Source organism: Sphingomonas sp. So64.6b (assembly GCF_014171475.1).
GTDB classification, from domain to species: domain Bacteria; phylum Pseudomonadota; class Alphaproteobacteria; order Sphingomonadales; family Sphingomonadaceae; genus Sphingomonas; species Sphingomonas alpina_A.
Genome location: NZ_CP048817.1, coordinates 1910694 through 1936323, shown reverse-complemented (window position 1 = coordinate 1936323; position 25630 = coordinate 1910694). Strand labels below are relative to the sequence as shown.

At 63.5% G+C, this 25630-nt stretch carries 27 protein-coding genes and 1 tRNA gene; 14 read left to right on the top strand and 14 right to left on the bottom strand.

The window, feature by feature from the left end; all coding sequences use genetic code 11:
• Positions 1-37 precede the first annotated feature (37 nt).
• From leuA to miaA, 6 genes are all read right to left on the bottom strand, one after another.
• On the bottom strand, positions 38-1711 hold the full coding sequence (gene leuA / locus G4G27_RS09305) for a 2-isopropylmalate synthase (RefSeq protein WP_183113063.1): 1674 nt from the start codon (positions 1709-1711) through the stop codon (positions 38-40).
• A 220-nt stretch (positions 1712-1931) separates the two neighbouring features.
• Entirely contained in the window at positions 1932-2573 is a 642-nt protein-coding gene (locus G4G27_RS09300; protein WP_183113062.1) for a TMEM175 family protein, read from the bottom strand.
• A gap of 202 nt (positions 2574-2775) precedes the next feature.
• Entirely contained in the window at positions 2776-3795 is a 1020-nt protein-coding gene (gene ilvC / locus G4G27_RS09295) for a ketol-acid reductoisomerase (RefSeq protein ID WP_183113061.1), read from the bottom strand.
• A 167-nt stretch (positions 3796-3962) separates the two neighbouring features.
• Positions 3963-4478, bottom strand: a complete 516-nt coding sequence (ilvN, locus tag G4G27_RS09290) for an acetolactate synthase small subunit (protein WP_183113060.1) — start codon at positions 4476-4478, stop codon at positions 3963-3965.
• Complete coding sequence (locus G4G27_RS09285) at positions 4478-6223, bottom strand: acetolactate synthase 3 large subunit (RefSeq protein WP_183113059.1); 1746 nt, start codon at positions 6221-6223, stop codon at positions 4478-4480. The genes ilvN and G4G27_RS09285 overlap by 1 nt, the downstream gene beginning before the upstream one ends.
• Before the next feature lie 78 nt (positions 6224-6301).
• The gene (miaA, locus tag G4G27_RS09280) at positions 6302-7234 is read right to left on the bottom strand and encodes a tRNA (adenosine(37)-N6)-dimethylallyltransferase MiaA (protein ID WP_183113058.1); all 933 of its coding nucleotides are present in this window, start codon (positions 7232-7234) and stop codon (positions 6302-6304) included.
• Between miaA and serB the strand changes: the two genes are divergently transcribed.
• A complete protein-coding gene (gene serB, locus G4G27_RS09275; protein WP_183113057.1) occupies positions 7227-8108 on the top strand; it encodes a phosphoserine phosphatase SerB in 882 nt (293 codons plus the stop codon). The genes miaA and serB overlap by 8 nt on opposite strands.
• 30 nt (positions 8109-8138) lie before the next feature.
• Here serB and G4G27_RS09270 read toward each other — a convergent pair whose 3' ends face one another.
• Entirely contained in the window at positions 8139-9104 is a 966-nt protein-coding gene (locus G4G27_RS09270) for an SPOR domain-containing protein (RefSeq protein WP_183113056.1), read from the bottom strand.
• A gap of 186 nt (positions 9105-9290) precedes the next feature.
• Here G4G27_RS09270 and G4G27_RS09265 point away from each other — a divergent pair, with 186 nt between their 5' ends.
• The 3 genes from G4G27_RS09265 to G4G27_RS09255 all read left to right on the top strand — a co-directional run bounded on the left by G4G27_RS09265 (position 9291) and on the right by G4G27_RS09255 (position 12163).
• A complete protein-coding gene (locus G4G27_RS09265) occupies positions 9291-10010 on the top strand; it encodes a ParA family protein (protein ID WP_183113055.1) in 720 nt (239 codons plus the stop codon).
• An 85-nt stretch (positions 10011-10095) separates the two neighbouring features.
• Entirely contained in the window at positions 10096-10776 is a 681-nt protein-coding gene (locus G4G27_RS09260) for a hypothetical protein (RefSeq protein ID WP_183114012.1), read from the top strand.
• 19 nt (positions 10777-10795) lie between these two features.
• Positions 10796-12163, top strand: coding sequence for a tetratricopeptide repeat protein (locus tag G4G27_RS09255; RefSeq protein WP_183113054.1), 1368 nt, complete (start codon positions 10796-10798; stop codon positions 12161-12163).
• Between the two features lies 1 nt (position 12164).
• On the opposite strand, the gene G4G27_RS09250 is transcribed toward G4G27_RS09255, so the two are convergent.
• From G4G27_RS09250 to G4G27_RS09230, 5 genes are all read right to left on the bottom strand, one after another.
• Positions 12165-13391 carry an amidohydrolase family protein gene (locus G4G27_RS09250; RefSeq protein ID WP_183113053.1) on the bottom strand — a complete coding sequence of 409 codons (1227 nt, stop codon included), beginning with the start codon at positions 13389-13391 and terminating at the stop codon, positions 12165-12167.
• Positions 13388-14377, bottom strand: a complete 990-nt coding sequence (locus tag G4G27_RS09245) for an aspartate carbamoyltransferase catalytic subunit (protein WP_183113052.1) — start codon at positions 14375-14377, stop codon at positions 13388-13390. The genes G4G27_RS09250 and G4G27_RS09245 overlap by 4 nt, the downstream gene beginning before the upstream one ends.
• A 46-nt stretch (positions 14378-14423) precedes the next feature.
• Positions 14424-14705: a DUF1294 domain-containing protein gene (locus tag G4G27_RS09240; protein WP_183113051.1), complete on the bottom strand. Its 282-nt coding sequence runs from the start codon at positions 14703-14705 to the stop codon at positions 14424-14426.
• A gap of 71 nt (positions 14706-14776) precedes the next feature.
• The gene (gene ruvX, locus G4G27_RS09235; protein WP_183113050.1) at positions 14777-15241 is read right to left on the bottom strand and encodes a Holliday junction resolvase RuvX; all 465 of its coding nucleotides are present in this window, start codon (positions 15239-15241) and stop codon (positions 14777-14779) included.
• A gap of 7 nt (positions 15242-15248) precedes the next feature.
• Positions 15249-16352 (bottom strand): DUF3089 domain-containing protein, encoded by a 1104-nt coding sequence (locus tag G4G27_RS09230; protein WP_183113049.1) that lies wholly within the window; start codon positions 16350-16352, stop codon positions 15249-15251.
• A gap of 190 nt (positions 16353-16542) precedes the next feature.
• Here G4G27_RS09230 and gatC point away from each other — a divergent pair, with 190 nt between their 5' ends.
• From gatC to G4G27_RS09195, 8 genes are all read left to right on the top strand, one after another.
• Entirely contained in the window at positions 16543-16830 is a 288-nt protein-coding gene (gene gatC / locus G4G27_RS09225; protein ID WP_183113048.1) for an Asp-tRNA(Asn)/Glu-tRNA(Gln) amidotransferase subunit GatC, read from the top strand.
• The gene (gatA, locus tag G4G27_RS09220; protein ID WP_183113047.1) at positions 16830-18314 is read left to right on the top strand and encodes an Asp-tRNA(Asn)/Glu-tRNA(Gln) amidotransferase subunit GatA; all 1485 of its coding nucleotides are present in this window, start codon (positions 16830-16832) and stop codon (positions 18312-18314) included. Before gatC ends, gatA begins: the two co-directional genes overlap by 1 nt.
• Positions 18315-18592: 278 nt before the next feature.
• The gene (locus G4G27_RS09215; RefSeq protein WP_244624618.1) at positions 18593-19012 is read left to right on the top strand and encodes a hypothetical protein; all 420 of its coding nucleotides are present in this window, start codon (positions 18593-18595) and stop codon (positions 19010-19012) included.
• Positions 19009-20475, top strand: a complete 1467-nt coding sequence (gatB, locus tag G4G27_RS09210; RefSeq protein WP_183113045.1) for an Asp-tRNA(Asn)/Glu-tRNA(Gln) amidotransferase subunit GatB — start codon at positions 19009-19011, stop codon at positions 20473-20475. The genes G4G27_RS09215 and gatB overlap by 4 nt, the downstream gene beginning before the upstream one ends.
• A 175-nt stretch (positions 20476-20650) precedes the next feature.
• Entirely contained in the window at positions 20651-21178 is a 528-nt protein-coding gene (locus tag G4G27_RS09205; RefSeq protein WP_244624617.1) for a hypothetical protein, read from the top strand.
• A 30-nt stretch (positions 21179-21208) separates the two neighbouring features.
• Positions 21209-21337, top strand: coding sequence for a hypothetical protein (locus tag G4G27_RS24310; RefSeq protein ID WP_267134686.1), 129 nt, complete (start codon positions 21209-21211; stop codon positions 21335-21337).
• Complete coding sequence (locus G4G27_RS09200; protein WP_183113044.1) at positions 21334-22548, top strand: M48 family metallopeptidase; 1215 nt, start codon at positions 21334-21336, stop codon at positions 22546-22548. The genes G4G27_RS24310 and G4G27_RS09200 overlap by 4 nt, the downstream gene beginning before the upstream one ends.
• A gap of 2 nt (positions 22549-22550) precedes the next feature.
• Positions 22551-23162, top strand: coding sequence for a hypothetical protein (locus tag G4G27_RS09195; protein WP_183113043.1), 612 nt, complete (start codon positions 22551-22553; stop codon positions 23160-23162).
• Positions 23163-23251: 89 nt separating this feature from the next.
• Here the strand turns inward: G4G27_RS09195 and G4G27_RS09190 are convergent, their stop codons facing one another.
• Both G4G27_RS09190 and G4G27_RS09185 read right to left on the bottom strand, forming a co-directional pair.
• Entirely contained in the window at positions 23252-23473 is a 222-nt protein-coding gene (locus tag G4G27_RS09190; protein WP_183113042.1) for a hypothetical protein, read from the bottom strand.
• Positions 23470-23646, bottom strand: coding sequence for a hypothetical protein (locus G4G27_RS09185; protein ID WP_183113041.1), 177 nt, complete (start codon positions 23644-23646; stop codon positions 23470-23472). The genes G4G27_RS09190 and G4G27_RS09185 overlap by 4 nt, the downstream gene beginning before the upstream one ends.
• A 142-nt stretch (positions 23647-23788) precedes the next feature.
• On the opposite strand from G4G27_RS09185, the gene G4G27_RS09180 reads away from it, so the two are divergent.
• Positions 23789-23873, top strand: a tRNA-Leu gene (locus G4G27_RS09180).
• 64 nt (positions 23874-23937) lie between these two features.
• A complete protein-coding gene (gene tig, locus G4G27_RS09175) occupies positions 23938-25563 on the top strand; it encodes a trigger factor (RefSeq protein ID WP_183113040.1) in 1626 nt (541 codons plus the stop codon).
• Positions 25564-25630 lie beyond the last annotated feature (67 nt).

Sequence of the window (25630 nt, the reverse complement as noted above, 5' to 3'; positions counted from 1 at the left end):
GTTCGGCAAGCTTCCGTTTCGGGGCTCTTCCGACGGATCAGGATCCCGAGCGATTGGCCGCGCTCAGCGCCGCGCGCACCGTGGCAGTCGCGACATCGACATCGATGCCGACCCCGAACACCGTGCGGCCATCGGCGGTGCGGCATTCGAGATACGCCGCCGCCTGCGCTTCCGCGCCAAGGCCGATGGCATGTTCGTTGTAATCGATCACGTCGAGATCCACGCCGCAATCCTCGCGGAGAGCATCGAGTACGCCGGAGATTAGGCCGTTGCCACGCCCGCTGATCGAACGTTCCTCGCCGTCGAACCTGACGCGGCCGACAAAGGTGCGCGGCGGGCCGCCGCCGGGGGCGTGGTTTTCCTGGTAATCGATTAGCGCGAAGCGGTCGCGGTTCGTCGGCAGATAGGTCGTCTCGAACAGCTGCCAGATATCGGCGGCGTTGAGTTCGCGGCTGCTCTCGTCGGCAAAGGCCTGCACATGGCGGCTGAAATCGGCTTGCAGGCGCTTGGGCAATTTCAGGCCCTTGTCCTGTTCGATTACCCAGGCGACGCCGCCCTTGCCGGATTGCGAATTGACCCGGATCACAGCCTCATAGCTGCGGCCGAGATCGGCTGGGTCGATCGGCAGATAGGGGACTTCCCACAGCTCGTCGTTACGCTCCGCCTGAGAGGCGAAGCCCTTTTTGATCGCGTCCTGATGGCTGCCCGAAAAGGCGGTGAAGACCAGGTCGCCGGCATAGGGCGTGCGCGGATGGACTGGCAGGTTGGTGCAATAATTCACGGTGCTGACGATCTCATCGATGTCTGAGAAATCGAGTTTCGGATCAACACCTTGCGTGTACATATTGAGGGCGACGGTGACCAGATCACAATTGCCGGTGCGCTCGCCATTGCCGAGCAGGCAGCCCTCGACCCGGTCGGCGCCGGCCATTAAACCCAGCTCCGCCGCCGCCACGCCGGTGCCGCGATCATTATGCGGATGCAGCGAGATAATGATGCTGTCGCGGTTGCGGATGTTGCGACCGAACCATTCGATCTGGTCGGCATAAATGTTGGGCGTGGCGCATTCGACCGTTGCGGGCAGGTTGAGGATGATCGGATGGTCGGGGGTGGGGCGCAGCACCTCCATTACCGCTTCGCAGACTTCGACCGAGAAATCGAGTTCGGCGGTGGAGAAGGTTTCCGGCGAATATTCGAAATGCCAGTCGGTGTCGGGCTGGGCGGCGGCCTGATCGCGCAGGATCATTGCGCCCTCGACCGCAATCTGGCGCACCTCGTCGCGGCTCATGCCAAACACGATCTTACGCCAGGCCGGGCTGACCGCGTTGTAGAGGTGGACGATCGCCTTTGGCGCACCGCGCAAGGATTCGAAGCTGGTTTCGATCAGGTCGCGGCGCGACTGAGTTAGAACCTGGATCGTCACATCGTCGGGGATGCGTTCGTTCTTCACCAAGCCGGAAATGAAATCGAACTCGGTCGCGCCAGCGGAAGGAAAGCCGACCTCAATCTCTTTCAGTCCGACCTTGACCAGCAAGTCGAAGAGGCGGGTTTTCTTCTCCGCATCCATTGGGTCGATCAGCGCCTGATTGCCGTCGCGCAGGTCGGTCGAGAGCCAGCGCGGCGGCCGAGTGATGGTACGCGACGGCCATTGGCGATCGGCCAGGTCGACCTGAGGGAAGGGGCGGTATTTTACGGAAGGGTCACGCAGCATGGCTTCGGGTCTCGCAATTCGCTTGTCGTCGTCTGGGGCGGCGGCATTTGATTTTGTGGGGATGTCCCACGGGCCCTTAGGCGGATCGCGCACGCCCGAAGCGCGCGGCGAGGGTCGCGCCTAAGGGCGCGTAAGTCGAAGCAGCGAAAGGCGAAGGGCCTGCGTCATTGTCTGTTCGCCTAGCGTGGCGGCGGGCCGCCTGTCCAGCCCGGATTTGCCGTCACTTCTGATCGAACCAGGCGTCCATTGGACTTTTCGGCAGGAACCACAGGATCGCGACTGCGGTGGCGGCGGCCACGCCGAGCCATGGCGTGATGAAGCTGAGCGGAATGCCCGCCACATAGATGCCCGTGGCGACCAGGGTCTTGCGGATACCGCGGCGGTGATAGCGGTCGGCAGCGGGGCCGGCGATGCCGGTTGCGCGGATCGCGCGTTGCAACGGGCCATAGGCGATCGCCGGCAACAGCATCGTCACAAGATAGATGATCGTCGCGTCGCGGCTGAAATGCTGCTCGCCGAGATAGGCGGTCGAGAAGGGCACCAGCGACAAGGTGAAGAGCAAGGCGAGATTGCCCCAGATCAGCGGGTTGGTGACCTTGGTCGCGTGGCTGAACAGCTGGTGATGGTTGACCCAGTAGATGCCGACATAGGCGAAGCTCAGCACATAGGCGACCGCGATCGGCCAGAGCTGCCAGAGGTGGTGCATGCCCGCCTCCTCCGGCGCCTTCAGTTCGAGCACCATGATCGTGATAATGATCGCGATCACGCCGTCGGAGAATGCCTCGACCCGACCGACGCCCGGCACGCCTTCTTGTCCGTCATCTGCAGGACGACCGTCGTCGGTTAATTCGGTCTTGCTCATCTCGTCCCCCAATGTCGAACATGTGGCGCCACCGCGTTCGCGCCGTGATCGCGTCGCTATTTCAGAAACCTGCCGCGATTTTCAGCCTGGCCGCGGCGAACAAGATCAGGGGAAAGCGCATCGGGTCGGCTCCTGATAAAGAAAGGGGCCGCGTCAATGTGACGCGGCCCCTTCAGGCACGCAAGCACCGAAGCGAAAACGCTTAGTTCTTGTCTTTGTCGACCAGCTTGTTGGCGCCGATCCACGGCATCATCGCGCGCAGTTCGGTGCCAACCTTCTCGATCGGATGCGCCTCGGCCCGCTTGCGCGCGGCCTTCAGCTCGGGCTGGCCGGCGCGATTGTCGAGGACGAAGTTCTTCACGAAGCGGCCGCTCTGGATATCATCCAGCACGCGCTTCATCTCCGCCTTGGTTTCGCTCGTGATGATACGCGGACCCGTGGTGATGTCGCCATATTCGGCGGTGTTGCTGATCGAATAGCGCATATTGGCGATGCCGCCCTCATAGAGCAGGTCGACGATCAGCTTGGTTTCGTGAAGGCATTCGAAATAAGCCATTTCGGGTGCGTAACCGGCTTCGGTGAGCGTTTCGAACCCGGCTTGGATCAGGTGAGTGATGCCGCCGCACAGCACGGCCTGCTCGCCGAACAGATCGGTCTCGCATTCCTCGCGGAAATTGGTTTCGATGATGCCCGAACGGCCGCCGCCGACGCCCGAGGCATAAGCGAGCGCGATGTCATGCGCGTTGCCGCTCTTGTCCTGGTCGATCGCGATCAGGCAGGGGACGCCGCCGCCACGGACATATTCGGAGCGCACGGTGTGGCCCGGGCCCTTGGGCGCGATCATGATCACGTCGAGATCGGCGCGTGGTTCGATCAGGCCGAAATGCACGTTGAGGCCGTGCGCGAAGGCAAGCGCGGCACCTTGCTTCATATTGGCGTGAAGATCGTTGGCATAGATCGTCGCCTGATGTTCGTCGGGGGCGAGGACCATTACGATATCGGCCCAGGCTGCCGCCTCGGCGTTCGATTTGACCGCGAAACCGGCGTCGATCGCCTTTTTGGCGGTGGCCGAGCCTTCGCGCAGCGCGATCGCGACGTCCTTGACGCCGCTGTCGCGTAGGTTCTGGGCATGGGCATGGCCCTGGCTGCCATAACCGACGATCGCGATCTTCTTGTCGCTGATGAGGTTCAGATCGGCATCGCGATCGTAATAGACACGCATTCTAGTTCCCTTTCTTTTCCTCTCCCTGGGGGGAGAGGATACGGAGACTTGGCGGCTTGCCGCCTAGTCGGAGTTGGTGAGGGCGATGGGGTAAGACGCCGGTCGCCCTCACCCTCCCGCCGCTGCGCGGCGGGCCCCTCCCTCTCCCGACGGGAGAGGGGTTTTGATCAGGCGGGTTCTTTCCCCCGCGCAATGGCGACGATGCCGGTGCGCGCGACCTCGATCAGGCCGACCTCGCGCATCAACGTGATAAAGGTATCGATCTTCTCGCGTCCGCCGGTCACCTCGAACACGAAGCTCGAGGTCGTCGCATCGACCACGCGGGCGCGATAGACATCGGCGAGGCGCAGCGCCTCGATGCGGTGATCGCCCACGCCGGCCACCTTCACCAGAGCGAGTTCGCGTTCGACATGCGGCCCGAGCGTGGTGAGATCGGTCACCGAATGCACCGGGATCAGCCGATCGAGCTGGGCGAGGATCTGCTCCATCGTCTGGTCCGATGCGGTGGTGACGATGGTGATCCGGCTGACCGCATGGTCGGCGGTCACGTCCGACACCGTCAGGCTCTCGATATTATAGCCGCGCGCTGTGAAGAGGCCGGCGATCCGCGCCAGGATGCCCGGCTCGTTGTCGACCATGATCGCCAGCGTGTGACGCTGCGCACTTTCCGTCTTGATGTGCATCAGACCAGCGCCTTCGCTTCGTCGTCCATCTCGCCGGTCACTTCATTGGCCTGGAGGATCATGTCGGTATGCGCCGCGCCGCTAGGGATCATCGGGAAGCAATTGGCCAGCTGGCTGACCATGCAGTCGACCAGCACCGGCCCGTCATGCGCGAGCATCGCGGCGATGCCGTCATCGAGCTGATCCAGCTTTTCGATCTTGATGCCCTTCCAGCCATAGGCCTCGGCAAGTTTCACGAAATCCGGCAGGGAGTCGCTGTAACTCTCTGCATAACGGCTGGAATAGGTCAGCTCCTGCCACTGGCGGACCATGCCCATATATTGATTGTTGAGGATGAAGATCTTGACCGGCAGGCGATATTGCGTCGCCGTTGCCAGTTCCTGGATGTTCATCTGGATCGACGCTTCGCCGGCGATGTCGATGACCAGCGCGTTGGGATTGCCAAGCTGCGCGCCGATCGCCGCGGGCAGGCCATAGCCCATCGTACCAAGCCCGCCCGAGGTCAGCCATTTGTTCGGTGCTTCGAAATGATAATGCTGCGCGGCCCACATCTGATGCTGACCGACCTCGGTGGTGATGATCGGCGATTGCTTGTGCGTCGCCTCCCACAGCGCGCGGATCGCACGCTGCGGCATGATCTCGGTCTTGCTGTCGGGAAAATCGAGACAACCGACCGCGCGCCAGCCCTCGATCCGGCGCCACCAGTCGGCAAGATCGGGCTTGGGATGACGCCGCGATTTATAGACGCGGATCATGTCCTCCAGCGCATGGCCGACATCGGCGACGATGGGCAGGTCGATGCGCACCGTCTTGTTGATCGACGAGCGGTCGATATCGATATGCACCTTGCGGCTGTTCGGACTGAATGCGTCCAATCGACCGGTCACCCGGTCGTCGAAGCGCGCGCCCATCGCGATCACCAGATCGGCCTGGTTCATCGCCCAGTTCGCCTCATAAGTGCCGTGCATGCCGAGCATGCCAAGCCATTGTTTGGACGAGGCGGGGAATGCGCCGAGGCCCATCAGCGTCGAGGTAACCGGCGCGCCGGTGATTCGCGCCAGTTCGCGCAGCAACTGGCTTGCCGCCGGACCCGAATTGATGATCCCGCCGCCGGTATAGAAGATCGGCCGTTCCGCCGCCGCGAGCATATCGACGACCTGCTCGATCGCCGACTGATCGGCCTTGACCTGCGGGCGATAAGTCTTGTGCTTGATCGGGCCGGGCTTGGTGTAGCGCGCGGTCGCGACCTGCACGTCCTTGGGGATATCGACCACGACCGGACCGGGACGGCCCGAGGTGGCGATATAAAAGGCCTCATGGATCACATCGCCGAGCTGGGCTGGATCCTTCACGAGATAATTATGCTTGGTGCAGTGGCGCGTGATGCCGACCGTATCGGCTTCCTGGAACGCGTCGGTACCGATCAGCGCGGTCGGCACCTGGCCGGTGATGACCACCATCGGGATCGAATCCATCAGCGCGTCGGTGATGCCGGTGACCGCATTGGTCGCGCCGGGACCGGAGGTGACGAGCACCACACCGGGCTTCCCGGTCGAACGCGCATACCCTTCCGCGGCATGCGTCGCCGCCTGTTCGTGGCGCACCAAGATGTGCCTGATCCGCCCGGAGCGAAAAAGCGCGTCGTAAATCGGAAGAACCGCACCGCCGGGATAGCCGAAGACGACTTCCACGCCGAGATCGCACAGCGCCTCGACCAGGATATCGGCTCCACTCTTCTCGGTCATGACTCGTCCTTCTTGATTGCAGCGCAACAAATGCAATGCGAAGCGCGCTGCTAGGGATGTAAAATGCGGCCGTCAACCTCAACTACGTAATCTAGTTTCAATATTGCCTAAAAGTGTGTTTGAATCTGTCTCAAGCAGCCGAGGCCACATAGCCGGAGGCTGGTTGCGAAACCACGTAAATTGTCGCTTGGCATATTGGCGCGTGGCGAGGCGGGCGCGGGCCAGCGCTTCATCGCGATCGATCTCGCCCGTCAGGAGCGCGGCGATCTCCGGCACGCCGATCGCGCGGCGTACCGGGGCGAGCGGCGGGATATCGGGGCGAGCAAGCAATGCCTCGACCTCGGCGATGGCGCCGTGATCGAACATCCAGGCCAGACGGGTGTCGCAACGATCGAGCAGCCATTCGCGATTCGGTAACAGGATCGTCGCGGTCAGGCGGACTGCGCCACCGATGCCGCCGGTCTTGTCGCGTTGCCAGTCGGCAAGCGGCCGGCCGGTCGACCGCACGACCTCGAGTGCGCGAGCGACGCGCGTCGTATCGGCCGGCGCGAGACGCCGCGCCGCGTCGGGATCGGCCTCTGCCAGCAAGCGATAGGCCTGGGCGACGGGCAGGGCGCGTATCGCTTCGCGGATTGCCGGGTCGATCGGCGGAACCGGTGCGATTCCGTCGAGCAGGGTGCGGATATGGAGACCGGTACCGCCGACCAGCACGGGCAGCCGGCCTGCGGCGTGCGTCTCGGCGATGACGTGCCGTGCGTCGGCGGCCCAATGCGCGGCGGAACTGCTTTCGGCGCCATCGACATAACCAAACAGGCGATGCTCCACGCGCGCCTCTTCCTCGACGGTCGGTCGCGCCGAGAGGATGCGCAGATCGGCATAGACCTGTGCCGAGTCCGCATTGATCACCACGCCGTCATGGCGCTCAGCGAGCATCATCGCGAGTGCGGACTTGCCGCTGGCGGTCGGCCCTGCAATGAGCGCCAGCGAGGATAGGGAATTTTCGATGTTCATCGCGACGCTGATAGCACCCGGCACACTGGCTGGGAGCGATATTTCCGCTGCAAGCGATGCGCTGCGCGATGCCGGCTGCGCGCCGGGCGGCAACCAATGGCTGGACGAGGGGTTCGCGGCCGACATTTTGTTCGACGCCGAACCCGAACTTGCCCGCGAAACGCTCGAAATGGCCTGTCCGGCGATCGACATCGTCGTGCAGCCATTGGCGGGGCGCGCAAAGGCGCTCCTCATTGCGGATATGGATTCGACCATGATCACGGTCGAATGCATCGACGAGCTGGCCGATTATGCCGGGATCAAGCCGCAGATCGCCGAGATCACCGAGCGCGCGATGCGCGGCGAGCTCGATTTCGAAGCGGCGCTCGATGCGCGCGTGGCGCTGCTCAAGGGGCTCGACGAGGCGGTGATCGAGCAATGCCTGGCCGAGCGCGTCGCGATCATGCCCGGCGCGGTGCCGCTGATCCGCACGATGCGCGCCCGCGGCGCGCTGACCATCCTGGTATCAGGAGGTTTCACGCGCTTTGCCCAGCCGGTGGCGAAGATCATCGGCTTCGACCGCGCGATCGCCAATGTGCTGGAGGTGGCGGACGGCATGCTCACGGGTACCGTGACCAAGCCCATCGTCGGGTCGGACACGAAGCTGCAGACGCTGCTCAACGCCTCGGCCGAAATGGGCCTCAAGGCGGAACAGACGCTCGCGGTCGGCGACGGGGCCAATGATCTGGCGATGATCAAGCGCGCCGGGCTTGGCATCGCCTATCGCGCCAAGCCGATCGTCGCAGCGGCAGCGGCGGCACGGATCGGCCATAATGACCTGACCGCTTTGTTATACGCGCAAGGGATCGCCAAGGCGGATTGGGTGTCGGCTTAGCGGTCGATCACCTGGGCTCGGCTATCACGATTAGGGCCCGACCGGCACGCATGGCTTGACCGCCGCACAAGCACGCGAGGCTTCGGCGCGCGAACCGAACGGTCCAACCAGCAAGCGGGTCAACGCACCACTCTTCACATAAAAAGGCTGCCGGCCGGCAAAGCGCCCCGCGACCTGCCCCCAGAGCTTGCGCGCATTGTTGGCATCGCCGAACGCGCCAAGCTGCGCGCGCCACGCGCCCGCCGCGACTGGGCGTGGCGGCGGCGCTTGTGTGGCGACGGGTGCCGGGCGCGGTCTGGTCCGTGCCGGAGCCTGTACGGGCGCGTCGGCGCCCGGGGCATAGTTCGATGCCGGCAGGTCGGTACTGCGCATCGCGGTCTGCGTGCCGGTACCCGAGACTTCCGGCGGCAATGGCGGCCGGGCATATTCGGTTTCATATTGCCGTGCGAGGACCAGACCCTTTTGGCGCTGATCCTGCGGGATATATTGGTCCATCTGTGCCTGTACGGTCGATGCCTGAGGCAGGCCAGACGCGGCCGAGCGGACCATCAGCGCATAGGCGCGTGGCCAGTCGCGCGGCACGCCATCACCATTGTAGAGCATGGTGCCGAGCACGAGCTGCGCGCGCGGTTCGCCCCGCGCAGAGGCTTTTTCGAGCCAAGGCAGGGCCTCGGCACGCTTTCCGCTCTGGAACAGCGCTAGGCCGTAATTGGTTTCGCCTTGCTCGTGTCCCTGCAGCGCCGCCTTGCGATACCAGCTTTCCGCCATCGGCAGATCGACGGGAACGCCGCGTCCGAGCTTATAGGCCTGACCCAGATTGAACTGCGCGTCGGCATCGCCCGCAATCGCGTCGGGGCGCCATTCGTCGACGGCCTTCTTGTATTCGCCGCGACCCCAGGCATCGACGCCTGCCTTGACGTCGGCTGTGGCGGGTACCGCCAGGGCGATGATGATCCCGGCAAGGCCAAGAGCCACCGGTCGAAGTGCGTTGCGCATAATCTGTTCCGTCCCCGCTACACCACTTGGAGCTGATAATGCCTGCTAGCGCGGATTTGGCAAAGAATTCGTTAGCCATGGCGTACCGAAACGGGCCGCGCAGTTACGCTATCGTCGGCGTTAACCGGTTCTTGACGTGTCCCGTGGCATCTCGGCCTCTGGATTTAGCGGGAGTTCAAGGGGCACATGCGCGTTCTCGCGATGGCATCACAAAAAGGCGGGTCGGGTAAGACCACGCTGTCCGGGCATCTGGCCGTTCAGGCACAGCTGGCCGGCGCCGGTCCGGTCGTTCTGATCGATATCGATCCGCAAGGGTCGCTATCCGATTGGTGGAACGAGCGGAGTGCGGAATATCCGGCATTCGCCCAGACCACGGTGGCGCGGCTTGCCGCGGACCTGGAGGTGCTGCGTCAGCAGGGCTTCCGTCTGGCGATGATCGATACGCCTCCGGCGATTACCATGGCGATCCAGAGCGTGATCCAGGTCGCGGAACTGATCGTCATCCCGACACGTCCGTCGCCGCATGATCTACGCGCCGTCGGTGCCACCGTCGATCTGTGCGAACGCGCCGGCAAACCGCTGCTGTTCGTGGTCAACGGCGCGACGCCCAAGGCGAAGATCACCTCGGAAGCCGCGGTCGCGCTGTCGCAGCACGGCACTGTGGCGCCAGTGACGATCCATCATCGCACCGATTTCGCTGCATCGATGATCGACGGGCGCACCGTGATGGAGGTCGATGTCAACGGACGCTCCAGCCAGGAGGTGCAGGCGCTCTGGTCCTATATCTCCGACCGGCTCGAAAAGAATTTCCGGCGCACCGTCTTCTCCGCCCCGACCGCGGCGGCGAATGGCTATGCCACGCAACGTCCGGCCGCAGGCGGCTTCGGCCGCCGCGTGATGAGCTGAGGGGGCCGACATGATTGGACAGCCCAAACCTCTCGCATCGCTTTCCTCGACTTTGCTTGCCCGCAAGGGCACGGCGCGTCCGGCGATGCGCCCGCAAGGCTATGGTGGCTTTGGCTCGTTGCAGGGGCAGGACGATCTCGGCTGGAACGACATGGGCGACCCGCATGAGGCGCACGCCCATGACGTGGAGCAGCCAGCCTTCAATCCTCCCGTCTTCAATGGTGGCGTTCCGCCGGTGCTGATGCAGCGCGAAGTGTTGAAAGAAGAGTTCGAACCGTCATTCGCCACGCCGGTGCTCGATCCGGCGATGGATGACTCTTTCGAAGACGATTCCGTCGAGGGCCACCTCGAGGAAGACGCTCCGGCGTTTGAATCCGTGCTGGCGGTAAAGCCGCTCAGAACTGTCGAAAAGCTGGTCGCTGAGCAAAGCGTCGCTGAACAACCGGCTCCGCCAGAACCTGCCATTGCTCAGGCACCTGCCGCTGCTCAGGTCGAAGATGTCGTTGCCGAACCGGCCGCTCCACAACCCGTCACGCTCCCCCCGGCGCGCGCGGCACGGATCGCCCGCGAGACCAGGCCGAAGCAGGGCAAGGCGGCATTCACGCTACGCCTCAACCATGATCGCCACCTTCGTCTGCGCCTGGCGAGCGCGCTCACCAACCGTTCCGCCCAGTTGCTCGTCACCGAGGCGCTGGACGCATTTCTCAATACTCTGCCCGAGGTAGCAGTGCTGGCGAACCAGCTGCCGCCACAGGCCGCACGCTGATCGATTTGGGGGAAATCCGATGAAGACCCGGGCCTTGTTCACCGTTGGAATGTCCGCACTCGCACTTGGCGGCACCGTTTTTGGTGGCGCGATGGTGCAGGGCGGCGTTGCTACCGCAAGCACCCGTTCGGCGACGAACGGCGAAAAGCAGGCGGCCAAGGAAGTCGCCTCGGCGCGAAAGGCGCTGGCCAAGGGCAAGTACGATCAGGCGGTCGTCCATGCCGAGGCTGCGGTCGGTTTCGGCCCACAGGTCGTGAGCTATCGTATGGTACTCGCGCAAAGCTATCTCAAGGCGGGGCGCTTCACCTCCGCTCGGCAATCCTTTACTGACGTGCTTGCGCTCGATCCGTCGAACGGCGGGGCTGCGCTGCAGCTCGCGCTGGCCCAAATCGCCGAAGGCAATTGGGACGGCGCACGCCGCACGCTCGATGCCAACGCGTCGATCATCCCGGCAAGCGACCGTGGCCTTGCCGTCGCTCTGGCCGGCGATCCCGGCGCTGCAGTCGAAATCCTGACGGTCGCGGCCCGCACGCCGGATGCCGATGCCAAGACGCGCCAGAATCTCGCGCTCGCGCTCGCGCTGGCCGGCCGCTGGCAGGACGCCAAGACTTTGGTCGCGGTCGATGTCGCCCCCGGCGAGGTCGATAAGCGGATCATGCAATGGGCAAGCTTTGCGCGGCCAACCTCGGCCTCGGATCAGGTCGCCGCGCTGCTTGGCGTGACGCCGGCTCAGGACGCCGGTCAGCCGGTCGCCCTTGCGCTCAATATGGCGAGCGGAACAGCGCTGGCGAGCAAGGATCCCGCGCCGATCGACACGTTCATGCCGGGCACGCCGGCCAATGCGGTTGCCGTCGCCGCTGACATGGGTACGCCGGTCCCACCATCCATCGCTGCACCGGAGACTTCGGTCGCCTCGGTCGCCGCGCCGGCTTCCTATGTCAGCTTCGGCCCGCGCCAGGAAATGCTTCAGGCAATCCCGGCGCGCGTCGCCGCGGTGAAATCCGAACCGCGTATGACGCCGGGCGCTATCGTGCCGCAGGTTGCCCGCGTGGTTGTTGCAAAGCCCAAGCCGGTGGTCGGCGCGGCGGTCGCCCCGCGCGCCGCTGCCAAAGGTAATTTCTTCATCCAGCTCGGTGCTTTCGACAGTGCGGCGGTGGCGAAGGACGCGTGGAGCCGGATCGCCAGGCGCAATGAAAGCTTTGGCGCACACACGCCGTCGGGCATGCCGATCAAATCTGGAGCGGGCAGTTTCTATCGCCTGTCCGTCGGCGGTTTCGCCCGCGAAGATGCCACCGCTTTGTGCCGCAGCTACAAGGCCAAGGGCGGTAGCTGCTTCGTACGCGCCAGCGCCGGCGACCAGGTCGCCAGCTGGGTGAAAGCGCGCTGAGTTAAAGCAGCGACGCGCCGCCCTTGAACAGGCGGCGCACCTTGCCTTGCACCGGCAAACCGTCGAACGGGGTGTTGCCGGCAATTGCCACCATGTGATCGGTGTCGATCAACCAGGGTGCTTCGGCATCGAACAGCATCAGATCAGCGGGCATGCCCGCCGCCAACGTGCCGGTTTCAAGCCCGAGCACGGTCGCCGGATTGAGCGAAAGCAGCGCGATGAGCCGCTCAATCGTAATCAGTTCGTCGCGGACCATGCCGAGCGACAGCGCGAGCAATGTCTCGGCGCCCGCCATGCCCGGTGCCGAATCGGCAAAGGGCAAGCGCTTTTCCTCCGGGCCGCGCGGGTCGTGGCCTGAACACAAGACATCGATGGTCCCGTCGGCGAGCGCGCGTAACGCCGCCTGCCGGTCGCTTTCGTCGCGAAGCGCGGGCGAGAGGTGAGTGAAGGTGCGGAAATCGCTCATCGCGATGTCCGACAGCAGCAAATGGGCAGGAGTGATACCGCAGGTTACCGCGACACCGCGCCGTTTCGCGGCGCGGACCAGGTCGAAGCCCGCTGCCGTGGTGACTTGGCGCAGATGCAGCTTCGCGCCGGTTTCCTCGGCGAGCATGAGATCGCGCGCGATCGCCAGCGCTTCGGCAATCGCCGGTGCCGAGGGCAGGCCCATTCGCGTCGCGGTTTCGCCCGATGTCGCCACGGCGCTGCCGACGATACCGCCGTCCTCGGGATGCGCGACGACGGTCAGACCGAGATCGCCGGCATAGGCGAGTACTTTGCGCATCACGCCCGAATCGGCGATCCAGCGTTCGCCGGTGCCGACCGCGCGCGCGCCGGCATCGCGATTGATCGCCATTTCGGTCAGATCCTTGCCGGCAAGGCCGCGGGTCGCGGCGGCGATCGGGTGGATCCAGAGCCCCGGGCGGCCGATCAGCGCGGCACGCTGCACCACGCCGGGTTCGTCGAGTACCGGCGTCTGATCGGGCATCAGCCCGACCCGGACGATGCCGCCGGCATGGCAGGCGGGGATATCGATCGTGAACACACCCAGGTCGACGATCGCCGGCGCAAGCATCGCGCCCTTGCAATCGATGACCTCCGCATCTTTGGGGATTTTGATGTTGCCACTTGCGGCGATCGTCTCGCCGCGTACCAGCACCGCGCCCGTGCTGGTGCCCGCCACCGGGCACACAAGATTGGCGTTGGTCAGGGCGAAGGTACGGCTCATGACCAGCCCTTTACGCGGCGGGCGCGGCGCGTCAGCACGTCGAGACAGGCCATGCGCACCGCGACCCCCATCTCGACTTGTTCGGTGATGGCGGAATGCACGACATGGTCGGCGACCGCGGAATCGATCTCGACGCCGCGATTCATCGGACCCGGATGCATCACGAGTACATCGGGTTTCGCCCGGGCGAGGCGAGCGAGCGTCAGGCCGTAGCGCAGGTGGAATTCGCGGTTGGACGGAATGAAGGCACCGCTCATCCGCTCATTCTGCAGCCTGAGCATCATCACCACATCGGCGCCGTCCAGCGCCTGATCGAAATCAGTGAATGGTGTGACACCCATTCGCTCCATCCCCGCCGGCATCAAAGTGGATGGCGCGCAGACGCGCACCTCGGCGGCGAGCGCGGTCAGCGCAAGGATGTTCGAGCGCGCGACGCGGCTGTGGAGGATGTCACCGCAGATCACCACGCGCTGCCCCGCGACCGATCCGCGGCGTCGTCGGATGGTCAGTGCGTCGAGCAGCGCCTGCGTGGGGTGTTCATGCTGCCCGTCGCCGGCATTGAGCACCGGGCAATCGACCTTGTCGGCGATCAGCCGCACCGCGCCCGAGCTCTGGTGGCGGATGACGATCACATCGGCGCGCATAGCGTTCAGAGTCATCGCGGTGTCGATCAGCGTCTCGCCCTTTTTAACCGAGGATTGGGCGGCATGCATGTTGACGACGTCGGCACGCAGTCTTTTTCCCGCGATCTCGAACGAGAGCAGCGTGCGCGTGCTGTTTTCGAAGAAGGCGTTGATCTGAGTCAGGCCGCGCAGCTGCTTGTGGCCCTTGTCGCGGCTGCGATTGCTGTCGATCCATTGCTCCGATTCGTCGAGCAGGAACATGATCTCATGCGGCTGCAATCCGTCGATCCCGGTGAGGTGCCGGTGCGGGAAAACGGCGCTTCCGGCGAACTGCGAAGCGGGGCGATGATCTGATGCTGACATTAAAGGGATCGGGTAGCGGGCACAGGGCAGGGGCGCAAGATAGCGTTCAGATCAAAGCGACGATCAACCCCATCGCGACACCGGCCTGGAGCATCGCGATGATCTCCAGCCGCGACGAAAATGGCTGTTTGCGCGTCTTGTGCCGGTACAATTGCCTGGCCCAGAGGGCGCCCGGCGAACCACCAAGGAATGCTAGCCACAACAGATGGGCCTCCGGGATGCGTCGCGCACCTGCCATCGCCCGGGCCTTGTCCGCGCCGAATGCGAGGATCGCCGCGACATTCATGAGCAGCACAAAAAGAACAAAAAGGATCGCACGGATGAGCATCACGCCGATTTAGACTCGGACGGTTACTTGATGGTCAATATTGTCCGGTTTCAATCCGAAACGGTTTGTTCTCAGCTCGCGACCAGCGCGTCGATCGCGCCCTGCAGAATGTACGCAGCCGCCATCTTGTCGACCAGTTCGGCGCGCTTGGCGCGGCTCGCATCCTGTTCGATCAGGGTGCGGGTCACCGCCTGAGTCGACCAGCGCTCGTCCTGCAGGAAGATCGGCAGGCCGAGATCCTCCATGTTGCGGGCAAAGGCGCGGCTCGACTGGCTGCGCGGGCTTTCGCTGCCATCGGTCAGGTTGAGCGGCAGGCCGATAACGATGCCCTTGACCTGCTGTTGGGCGATCAGTGCGGCGAGCGCGAGCTTGTCCTTTTGAAACTTGGTGCGGCGGATCAGCGTAGCAGGAGAAGCGAAGCTCCAGCCTGCATCGCATAAAGCCGTGCCGATCGTCTTGGTGCCGACATCGAGGCCGATCAGGCGACCGCCGCTCGGAAGCGCGTCGCGGAAGGTGGTGCGATCGGTGGTTATCACGCGACGCTCATTTCGCCTCGAACGCGGTCAACCGCCGCGCCGCGTCGGCCCGGATATTGGCCCAGAACAGACTATAGTCATAGACGTGGTAGTTGTTGCCCGGCAGCACGTAGCTGCCCATGTTCGGACCCTCGCCGATCAGCAGCAATCCGCGGCCCTCGCATCGTGCCGGAACCTTCCCCGCTACGACCGTCGCGGTGGAGAGGTCGGCCGAAGGCAACAGCGTGCCGAGATTCGCCGTGGCTGGCGCAGCGGCATTGGCTGTTCCGGTCAGCGGGTTGGTACAGATCATCGGCGTGTCTTTGCGCGGCTGGCCGTTGAAGCCGGTGGTCGCATCGAACGTCGCGATGATCAATTCGGGTTCGGCCGGCTCGGCGAAGCTCTGCCAGGACAGGATGCAACCGGTCTGGTCGGCGCGGGTGCATTCGCTCAGGCCCATCAAGGGCAAGTCGGTGGTGCGCGAAACCGGCCAGCCGACCACATAAGCCGCGACGATACGCTTCGCGAGCGGCGTGCCGGCGATCCGGTCGCGCAGCAGTCGGGTGAGGTGCAGGGCACCCTGGCTATGCCCGGCAAGGATGATCGGGCGGTCGCCGGCTTCCTCGAGGAACTGGTCGAACGCGGCGTTGATGTCGCGATAAGCGATGTCGAGCGCCTTCTGCGCCTCCGTCTGGCTGGTCAAGAACGCGCCGAAAGTCGCCTGGCGATAGCGCGGGGCCCAGATCGCACCGCTGTCGTTGAACGCCGTTACCTGACCGCGCAGGAACAAGATGGCGCGATCATTTGCTTCGGTGTTGTCGAGCGGGGCGTTCCAGCGCGACCGGTCGAGATAGGATGTCGGGTGGATGTAGAAGACGGCGGCGACCGGTGCTGCAGCGGGAGCGTATCCGGCCGGCGTCCAGCGCGCGGGATTGTTCGTTCGATCAGGCCGTGCAAGCCACATCTTCGGATCGGCATAGGCATTGGCCGGCTGTGGCGGCAATGGCTCGAAAGCGGCGGATGGCACCGTCGCTAAGCGGATCAACTGCGGTCCCCATAACCGGTAAGTCACGAGCGACGCTATCGCCAGCACGATGATGAACGCCACGACATAGAGGAACTTCCGGGCCAAACGCCAAACTCCATTGTGCAGCGCGGCCTGGCCGGCCGCCAAAGGCAATCGCAAGCGCCGTGCATCATGAATGCAAGGCTTGCAATCGCGATCGCATGCGGTTTCACTGGGTGCGAAAAAGGGGCGGGCCGGGCGGCGAACCGTTCGAATAGGTTGCGTGGGCGCGGGGGCCTCTGCTAGCCGCAGCGCCATGTCAGTCGATACCGCAACCGTCAGAAAGATCGCGAGCCTTGCCCGCATCGCGATCACCGAGGAAGAGGCTGCGCGTATCGCGCCCGAACTCGACAATATCATGGGCTGGATCGAGCAGTTGGGCGAGGTCGATGTCACCGGCATCGAGCCGATGACCGCGGTCATCCCCAACCATCTTCGCCTGCGCGACGATGTCGTCACCGACGGCGGCGTGCGCGACGCGGTGCTGTCCAACGCGCCACAGGCCGAACATGGATTTTTCACCGTGCCCAAGGTGATCGAATAATGACTGACCTTACCGATCTGGGTGTTGCGGCGATCCGCGACGGCGTGCGTCTCGGCACTTTCTCGGCCCGCGAAGTGGCGGACGCGTTCATCGTCAAGGTAAGCCGGGCCAAGGCGCTCAACGCATTTCTCGTCGAAACCCCCGACCATGCCATCGCCGCCGCCAAGGAAGCGGATACCGCGCGTGCCGCGGGTGAAGCGCTCAAGCCACTGGCCGGCGTGCCGATCGGCATGAAGGATTTGTTCTGCACCAAGGGCGTCGCCTCGACCGCGGCGAGCCATATCCTCGAAGGTTTTACCCCGCCATACGAATCGACCGTGTCGGGCAAGCTGTGGAATGCCGGTGCCGGCATGCTCGGCAAGCTCAACATGGACCAGTTCGCGATGGGATCGTCGAACGAGACCAGCGCGTTCGGCAATGTCATTTCGCCCTGGCGGCGGGCAGACGGCGGTAACGCGCCTCTCGCGCCCGGCGGCTCATCGGGTGGCAGTTCAGCGGCGATCGCCGCGCGGCTGTGCCCGGCGGCGACCGGCACGGATACCGGCGGTTCGATCCGTCAGCCCGCCGCATTCACCGGCATATCGGGGATCAAGCCGACCTATGGCCGCTGCTCGCGCTGGGGTGTCGTGGCATTTGCCTCATCGCTCGACCAGGCCGGGCCGATGGCGCGCAACGTCAAGGACTGCGCGATCATGCTTGAGGCGATGTCGGGTTTCGATCCGAAGGACGCGACCTCGCTCGAGCTCGACGTCCCCAGATGGGAACAGGGCCTGTCGGGCAATCTGCGCGGCAAGCGAGTTGGCATCCCGAAGGAATATCGCGTCGACAATATGCCGAGCGAGATCGACGCACTATGGCAGAAGGGCATCGATTGGCTGAAGGATGCCGGCGCGGAGATCGTCGAGGTTTCGCTGCCGCACACCAAATACGCGCTCCCCGCTTATTACATCATCGCGCCTGCGGAAGCCTCGTCCAACCTCGCGCGCTATGACGGCGTACGCTATGGCCTGCGCGATCTGCCTGAAGGCGCTAATCTGCTGGATATGTATGCGGCGACGCGTGCGGCGGGCTTCGGGCCCGAGGTCAAGCGGCGCATCCTGATCGGCACCTATGTGCTTTCGGCCGGTTTTTACGACGCCTATTACACCCAGGCGCAAAAGGTCCGGACCTTGATCGCGCGCGATTTCGACCGGGCTTGGGAAAGTTGCGACCTGCTGCTCACCCCGACTGCGCCGTCGGCGGCGTTCGCGCTGGGCGAGAAATTGGCGGATCCGCTGGCGATGTATCTCAACGACGTGTTCACCGTGCCCTCGTCGCTCGCCGGCCTGCCGGCGATGTCGGTGCCGGGCGGCCTCGACAAGAGCGGCCTGCCGCTCGGGCTGCAGATCATCGGCAAGGCGCTTGATGAGCAGGGCGTGCTCAACGCGGGGCTGGCGCTGGAGGAACGCGCCGGGTTCGTGGCGCGTCCGGAGGCGTGGTGGTAGGAGAGTTTTCGGGCGGCTGGTTTTTGAGCTCGTCGGCGAAGGGCTCATCGGCTTGATCGCGAATGTGAAACTGGGTTTCAAGCGTCGGGCTGGCGCTTCTAAGACGAAACGGAAGCCACGTCCGAAACGGCACAGGCAGGGCCGAAAGAAATGATTGAATCGTCCTTTCGCATTCAGCGGGTGACTTGCAACCGAGCTGCCATCGGCGGTGCGGTGGCGATTACTGTTAAAACCTGTGTCACTGAAAAATGTGCTGTCTTCACTGCACGATCGGAGGCGTGGTGGTAGCGCCGGACGGATTCTATGCCCGCAACCTCGAAGTCCTGCGCGAAGCTCAGACCGCGTTGAACGTCGCGTTCGGCGCGATCCTCAGCGCCTATATCGGCAATTCGCTGGCCGAGATCGACAACGGCCCGTTCAATCATGCTGGGCTGGCGAAATTCTTCATCTTCATCGCCATTTTCATCATCGGGCTGTGCGTCGGCAACAGCGTGATCCTGCGCGGAGAGTTCCGCCTCGGCCTGTTGTTCCTGGGCATGGCGGCGGCAGCTGCCGTCGCTGCCCATACACAGGGGCGTTCGCTCGGTTTTGAGGTGGTGATCCTGCGGATACTGGCCGCATGCTGGGTCATCGCCTTGCTCGGCAGCAACGCCGTGCTGACCGCCATCCATTATATTCATCATCGGAATCGGAAATGAGCGACTATCGTATTCAGGGCGCCACGGGCGAGTGGGAGGTCGTGATCGGCCTTGAAGTCCATGCTCAGGTCACGTCGAACGCCAAGCTCTTCTCGGGCGCGGCCACGACGTTCGGCGCGGAGCCCAACACGCAGGTGTCGCTGGTTGATGCGGCGATGCCCGGCATGCTGCCGGTGCCCAACCGCGAATGCATCCGCCAGGCGGTGCGCACCGGCATGGCGATCGACGCGCAGATCAACAAATGGTCGCGCTTCGACCGCAAGAATTACTTCTATGCCGATTTGCCGCAGGGCTATCAGATCAGCCAGCTCTATCACCCGCTGGTCGGCGAAGGCGCGATCGACATCAGCCTCGATGAAAAGAACCCCGATGCCAGCGGCAAGCGCATCGGTGTCGAGCGCATCCATGTCGAGCAGGACGCGGGCAAGTTGATGCACGACCAGCATCCGACGCGATCCTATGTCGATCTCAATCGTTCGGGCGTCGCTCTGATGGAAATCGTGTCCAAGCCGGACATGGCTTCTCCAGCAGAAGCAGGAGCTTATTTGCGTAAGCTCAGATCGATTCTGCGCTATGTCGGTAGTTGCGACGGCAATATGGAAGAAGGCTCGATGCGCGCCGACGTCAATGTCAGCGTGCGCAAGGCGGGTGATCCGCTCGGCACCCGGACCGAGACCAAGAACGTCAATTCAGTCCGCTTCGTCATGGCGGTGGTCGAGCAGGAAGCGCGCCGCCAAGTCGGGGTGCTCGAAGAAGGCGGGCGCATCGTTCAGGAAACGCGCCTCTACGATCCCGATCGCAACGAGACGCGGTCGATGCGCTCGAAGGAAGACGCGCATGATTACCGCTATTTTCCCGATCCTGATCTGCTGCCTTTGGAACTCGACGAAGCGTTCCTGGCCGAATGTCGCGAGAGCCTGCCGGAACTGCCCGACGCCAAGCGCGCGCGGTACGAGGCACTGGGCGTCACGCCCTATCACGCAGCGGTGCTTACCGCCGAGGTTGAAACGGCAAGCTGGTTCGACGAAATGCTTGACGCCGGTGCCAAGGCTGCGCCTGCGGCGAACTGGCTAACCTCCGAACTGTTCGGCGCTCTAAACCGACTCGGAAAGGCGTTGGATGAGAGCCCCGTCAGCCCTGCTCAGGCGGCCGAATTGCTCGGCCTCGTCGCTGACGGAACGCTGTCGGGCACGCTCGCCAAGCAGGTGTTCGAGATCATGCTCGAAACCGGGCAGGGGGCGAACGCGATCGTCGAGGAACGCGGCCTGAAACAGACTAGCGATACCGGAGCGATCGAAAAGGTCATCGCCGACGTCATGGCGGCCAATCCCAATCAGCTCGAACAATATCGCGGCGGTAAGGGGGCTTTGTTTGGTTTCTTCGTCGGCCAGACGATGAAAGCGATGGGCGGCAAGGCGAATCCGGGCGTGGTCAACGAATTGTTGAAGAAGGCGCTGGGCTGATCGTCCCTCGGCGGCGAGGCAGAAAGTCTCGCCGCCAACGCATCGCTGAAAAGGCGCTTGCCTAATTTTTGCCCGATTGCCAAACCCGCACTTGGCGGATCGAAAGATTCGGCTTCGAGGGGTCGGGGGGATTATGGTTTTGCGCTTTATCGCGGCATTTGCTGCCGTATTTTTGATGTCGTCTACCGCCGTGGCGCAGGAGCGATCGGCGGTTCGTGACGGATTCGCCTTTCCGGTCGATCGTCAGGTGACAATCGCCGTGTTCCGGCCGGATGTTCATGTCGGCACGCTGACGACCGGCGGGGTCGATGAGCCCAATGCCGACTGGACCGCGACGGCTCGTGGATTGATCGCCGAACAGATGAAGGCGAACGACACGATTTCCGGTGCGAAAGTCATCTTCCCTGAGGATCCCGAGGGCGATGATGGCATCTATCTTGCCGAATATCGCGCGCTGTTCAGCGCGGTCGCGCAATCGATCCAGGTCCACAAACTTTTTGTTGGTCAGCGATTGCCAACCAAGAAGACGCGTTTCGACTGGACGCTGGGTAACGGCACGGCGCGGATCGGGAAGATGGCGGGGGCCGATTACGCACTCTTCTTCTTCACCCATGACGCTTATGGTTCTTCTGGCCGCAAGACGGCGCAGATTTTCGGCGCGATGTTCGGTGTGGCGATCGTCCCGGGCATCCATGTCGGCTAGGCCGGCCTTGTCGACCTCAAGACCGGTGATGTGATCTGGTTCAACGCCGATCCGCAAATGGGCGGTGACGTGCGCACCGCCGAGGGCGCGACGAAGCGGGTCGGGCAGCTGCTCGCCGGCTTGCCCGGACGCACCGAACCGGTGGTCGCCGCGAAATGATTGGCCGTCGGGCGGTAACGCTCGCGGTGATGGCGACCACGCTGTGCGCGGCGACCGTGCCGCCGCAGACGACCACACCAGCACCGCAGGCCGGCACGACGCAACCGGACATCATCGTATCGGTCGAGCCGCAGCCTGTTCCGGCGGTATATGTGCCGCAGGACAAGGACGAACGCGGCCTGTGGATGCAAATGGAAGAGGAGGAGCGGAAGCTCAAAACCTCCAATTTTGTAATGCGCGAAGCGCTGCTCAACGATTATGTCCATCGCGTCTTCTGCAAGACGGTCGGGCCAGAATGCGCGAGCATTCGCATCTATCTGATGCGCACGGCCTATTTCAACGCCAACATGGCGCCCAACGGCGCGATGCAGATTTGGTCGGGCCTGTTCCTGCGGACACGTGACGAAGCGCAGCTCGCCGCGGTGCTGGCGCATGAGTTCGCACACTTTAAGGAACGGCACTCGCTGATGTTGTTTCGCCAGGCCAAGGCCAAGGCGGCGTCGGCAACCTTTCTCGCCATGTTCGGTTTGGTCGGAGCGCTATTCGCGCTCGGCGAGATCAGTGCGTTATTCAGGTTTTCGCGCGAGATGGAAGCGAGGGCCGATGCCCTGTCGGTACAGATGATTGCCAAGGCCGGTTACGATCCGATGGCCGCGTCGCGAATCTGGGAGCAGATCGGCGCCGAGGCGGATGCCACGGCGGTCGCGCGCAACACGAAAAGCCGCAAGGACAAGAATGGCGGCATGTTTGCCAGCCATCCACCGACCACCGAGCGCCTTGCGGCGCTTAAGGCGCTAGGCGCCAGCACTACGCCGATGGGAAGGCCGATATTGAACCGCGAGGAGTATCGCGCGGCGCTGGCCCCGATGTGGGCGAGCCTGATCGACGATCAGATCAAGCTCAACGATTTCGGCGCAACCGAATATCTGATCGGCTTCCTGGCTACGGATGGCTGGACCCCGAGTCTGAACTATGCCCGCGGGGAGCTGTACCGGGCGCGGGGGCGGCCCGAGGACCTTACGGCGGCGGTGGGGTTTTATCGTCAGGCGACTCAAGGATCCGAAGCGTCAGTCGAGGCCTGGCGCGGATTGGGACTTACGCTGCTGCGCACCGGATCGCAGGCCGAAGGACAGGCCGCCCTCAAAGATTATCTGGACCGTCGTCCCGACGCATCCGACAAAGCCATGATCGCCATGTTGGCAGGAGTATGACCATGAATAGCCTTAAAAAACTGATACTTGGCCTTGCCGCTGTCAGTGTCATCGCCGCGCCGGCGATTGCCGGATACAAGTTGATGCCTGCCGGCGTTCCGATCGCAGTGGCGAAGTCGGGACTGACGATCACTCCGTCGGTCGACTGGAACCGTCTGGGTGCGCGACCCGGCCGTAACGCGGAAAGCTGGACGCTCGACGGCCTGACCTTGAATGATGTGACCTTTTATGGCGGCATTCCGAACAACACGACGCTGTTCAAGGACGCCAAGAAGAAAACTGAGCCGTTGCCGCGATTCTCGTCAACGATGTTGATCCCGGACATCGCGCAGTTGTTTGAAAGCAGCTATCGCGTATCGGTCGGCACGTCGCTGATGACAATCGACGCGGTGAAGCCGGCCATATTCGCCGGCAGTCCTGGCTTCCACTTCACATACAGCTTTGTCATTCAAGGGGAGGAAGTGCGGCGCAAAGGGGAGGCAGCCGGCGCGGTGATCGGCGGCAATTTGTACATGATCACTTATGAGGCACCGATAATTCATTATTACGATGCTTCGATCGACCTGTTCAACAAGCTCGCGGAAACTGCGGTGATCAGGCCGGTGAAGAAGTAACCGCCCACGCCCATACAGTTGAAATGCACCCGTGCCGCATTTCGCGCCGCGGGTGCATCTTTCTCGGGCTATCCCGCGCGCCCAGAATCCTATTGCGCGTCGTCCTCCTGATTCTTCGTCACTCCGCCGGTACCACCAACGCCGTCCGGCGATCCAGGCGAAGCGAACGAATCAGGCTCGCGCCCGCCTTCGCCACGCTCGACCGCATCCTTCCGCGCCTCGACGATCTGTTCGATATCGCTACGGCGGTCTTCACCGGAGTCATTGTCGTTGCTTGGCGGGCTATCGGGACGGGAGTCGCGGTCGTTCACGCAAAATCTCCAAGGTCTACCGGTTGCCCGGGCGCACTACCCGGATTGTTGTCGGGCTGCGGTGCCGGAATATCGATATCCGGCGCGGTCGGGCCGACTTCGGGCGGGGCCTGTTCCGGCTGAGCAGGTTGACTCGGCTGCGGCGGCACTTCAGTGGGTGGGGTGGTGGCCATGCTAATTCTCCTTGCCGCCTTAACGCCCCGGGACCGGGCTGGTTGCCTCGGTACTTGCCACCGGTCGCGATATTGCTATGGCTTGCCGCTTGCCCCGCGACGCGGGGCTGGTATAGACGCCGCGCAATCGGCGGTGTCCCATGCGGGCGTGGCGGAACTGGTAGACGCGCCTGGTTTAGGTCCAGGTATCGCAAGATGTGGGGGTTCGAGTCCCTTCGCCCGCACCAGTCCCGCTACTCTGGGCGGGACCCTTGCTCCTTCGAATTTTCGTATAAGGTTTGAGTAGTTACCATGCAGACTGTCGAGACGTTGAACGAGGGCCTGAAGCGCGCCTACACGCTGAAGATCACCGCCAAGGACATCGATTCCAAGGTCGATGCCGAACTGAAGCGTGTTGCACCACAAGTGCGCATGCCCGGTTTCCGCCCTGGCAAGGTGCCGGCGAATCTGGTGCGCAAGATGCACGGCCCGGCGCTGGCGCAGGACGCGCTCAACAGCTCGATCCAGGAAGGCGTGCAGCAGCTCCTTGCCGAGCAGAAGCTGCGTCCCGCGATGCAGCCGTCGGTGAGCCTCGAGAATGATTATGAGCCCGGCAAGGATGCCGAGCTCAAGGTCGAACTGGAAGTCCTGCCCGATGTGCCGACTCCCTCGATCGATGGCCTGACACTCGAACGCCTGACCGTCGCGACCGACGAAACCGCGCTGAACGAGCAACTGCAGAAGTTCGCCGACCAGCAGAAGCGCTGGGAAGACGCCAAGGCCACTTACAAGGCCAAGATCGGCGATCTTGTGGTGATGGATTTCCTCGGCAAGGTCGGCGATGTCGCGTTTGATGGCGGCACAGGCGAAGACATGTCGGTCGAACTCGGCACCGGCCGCCTGATTCCCGGTTTCGAAGACCAGGTCGTCGGCGTGAAGACCGGCGACGAGCGCCAGATCAACGTGACTTTCCCCGACGATTACAATGTCGACACGCTGAAGGGCAAACCCGCCACGTTCGACCTGAAGATCAAGTCGGTGAAGACCGCCGGCGAGACCAAGATCGACGACGAACTGGCAACCTCGCTCGGCCTCGAAAGCCTTGAGCAGCTCAAGGGATTGCTCAAAGGGCAGATCGATCAGGAACTGAACAGCCTGACACGCACTCACATGAAGCGCAAGCTGCTCGATCAGCTCGCCGAGGGTCATGATTTCCCGGTCCCGCCATCGATGGTCGAAGCCGAGTTCAACCAGATCTGGTCGCAGCTCGAGCATGAGGCCAGCCATGAGGAAGATCCGGCGGCGGCACTCGCCGAGATGGAATCCGAGCGCGCCGATTATCACAACATCGCCGAGCGCCGCGTGCGCCTCGGTCTGCTCCTGTCGGAAATCGGCCAGGCAAATGGCGTCGAAGTCAGCCAGCAGGAAATGAACCGCCTAATCGCGCAGGCCGCACAACAGTACGGCCCCGAGGATCGTCAGCGCTTCATGGCCTATGTCCAGCAGGAGCCGATGGCGGCCGCCCAGCTGCGTGCGCCGCTGTACGAGGACAAGGTAGTCGACTTCCTGTTTGAGAAGGCGACGATCAGCGATCGTGAAGTGAGTCGCGAAGAGCTGGAAGCGGCGATCGAATCCGAAGACGGCCATGTCCACGGTCCGGATTGCAGCCATGACCATGATCACGATCATGGCGCCAAGCCCAAGGCGAAGAAGGCCGCGGCCAAAAAAGCTGCGCCAGCCGAAGAAGCACCGGTCGAGGCCAAGTCTTCAAAGAAGGCCGCAGCCAAGAAGACCGAGGCTCCTGCCGAGGTCGTCGAGGAGCCGGTAAAGGCGCCTGCGAAGAAGGCGGCAAAGCCGAAGGCCGAAGCGGCTCCGGCCGAAGAGGCTGCGCCGGCGAAAAAGCCTGCTGCCAAGAAGCCAGCGGCGAAGAAGGCCTGAGCCTGATACGTTTTACCGTCATCCCCGCGAAAGCGGGGATCCCGCTTCTTATTCGAGCGGCGGGGCA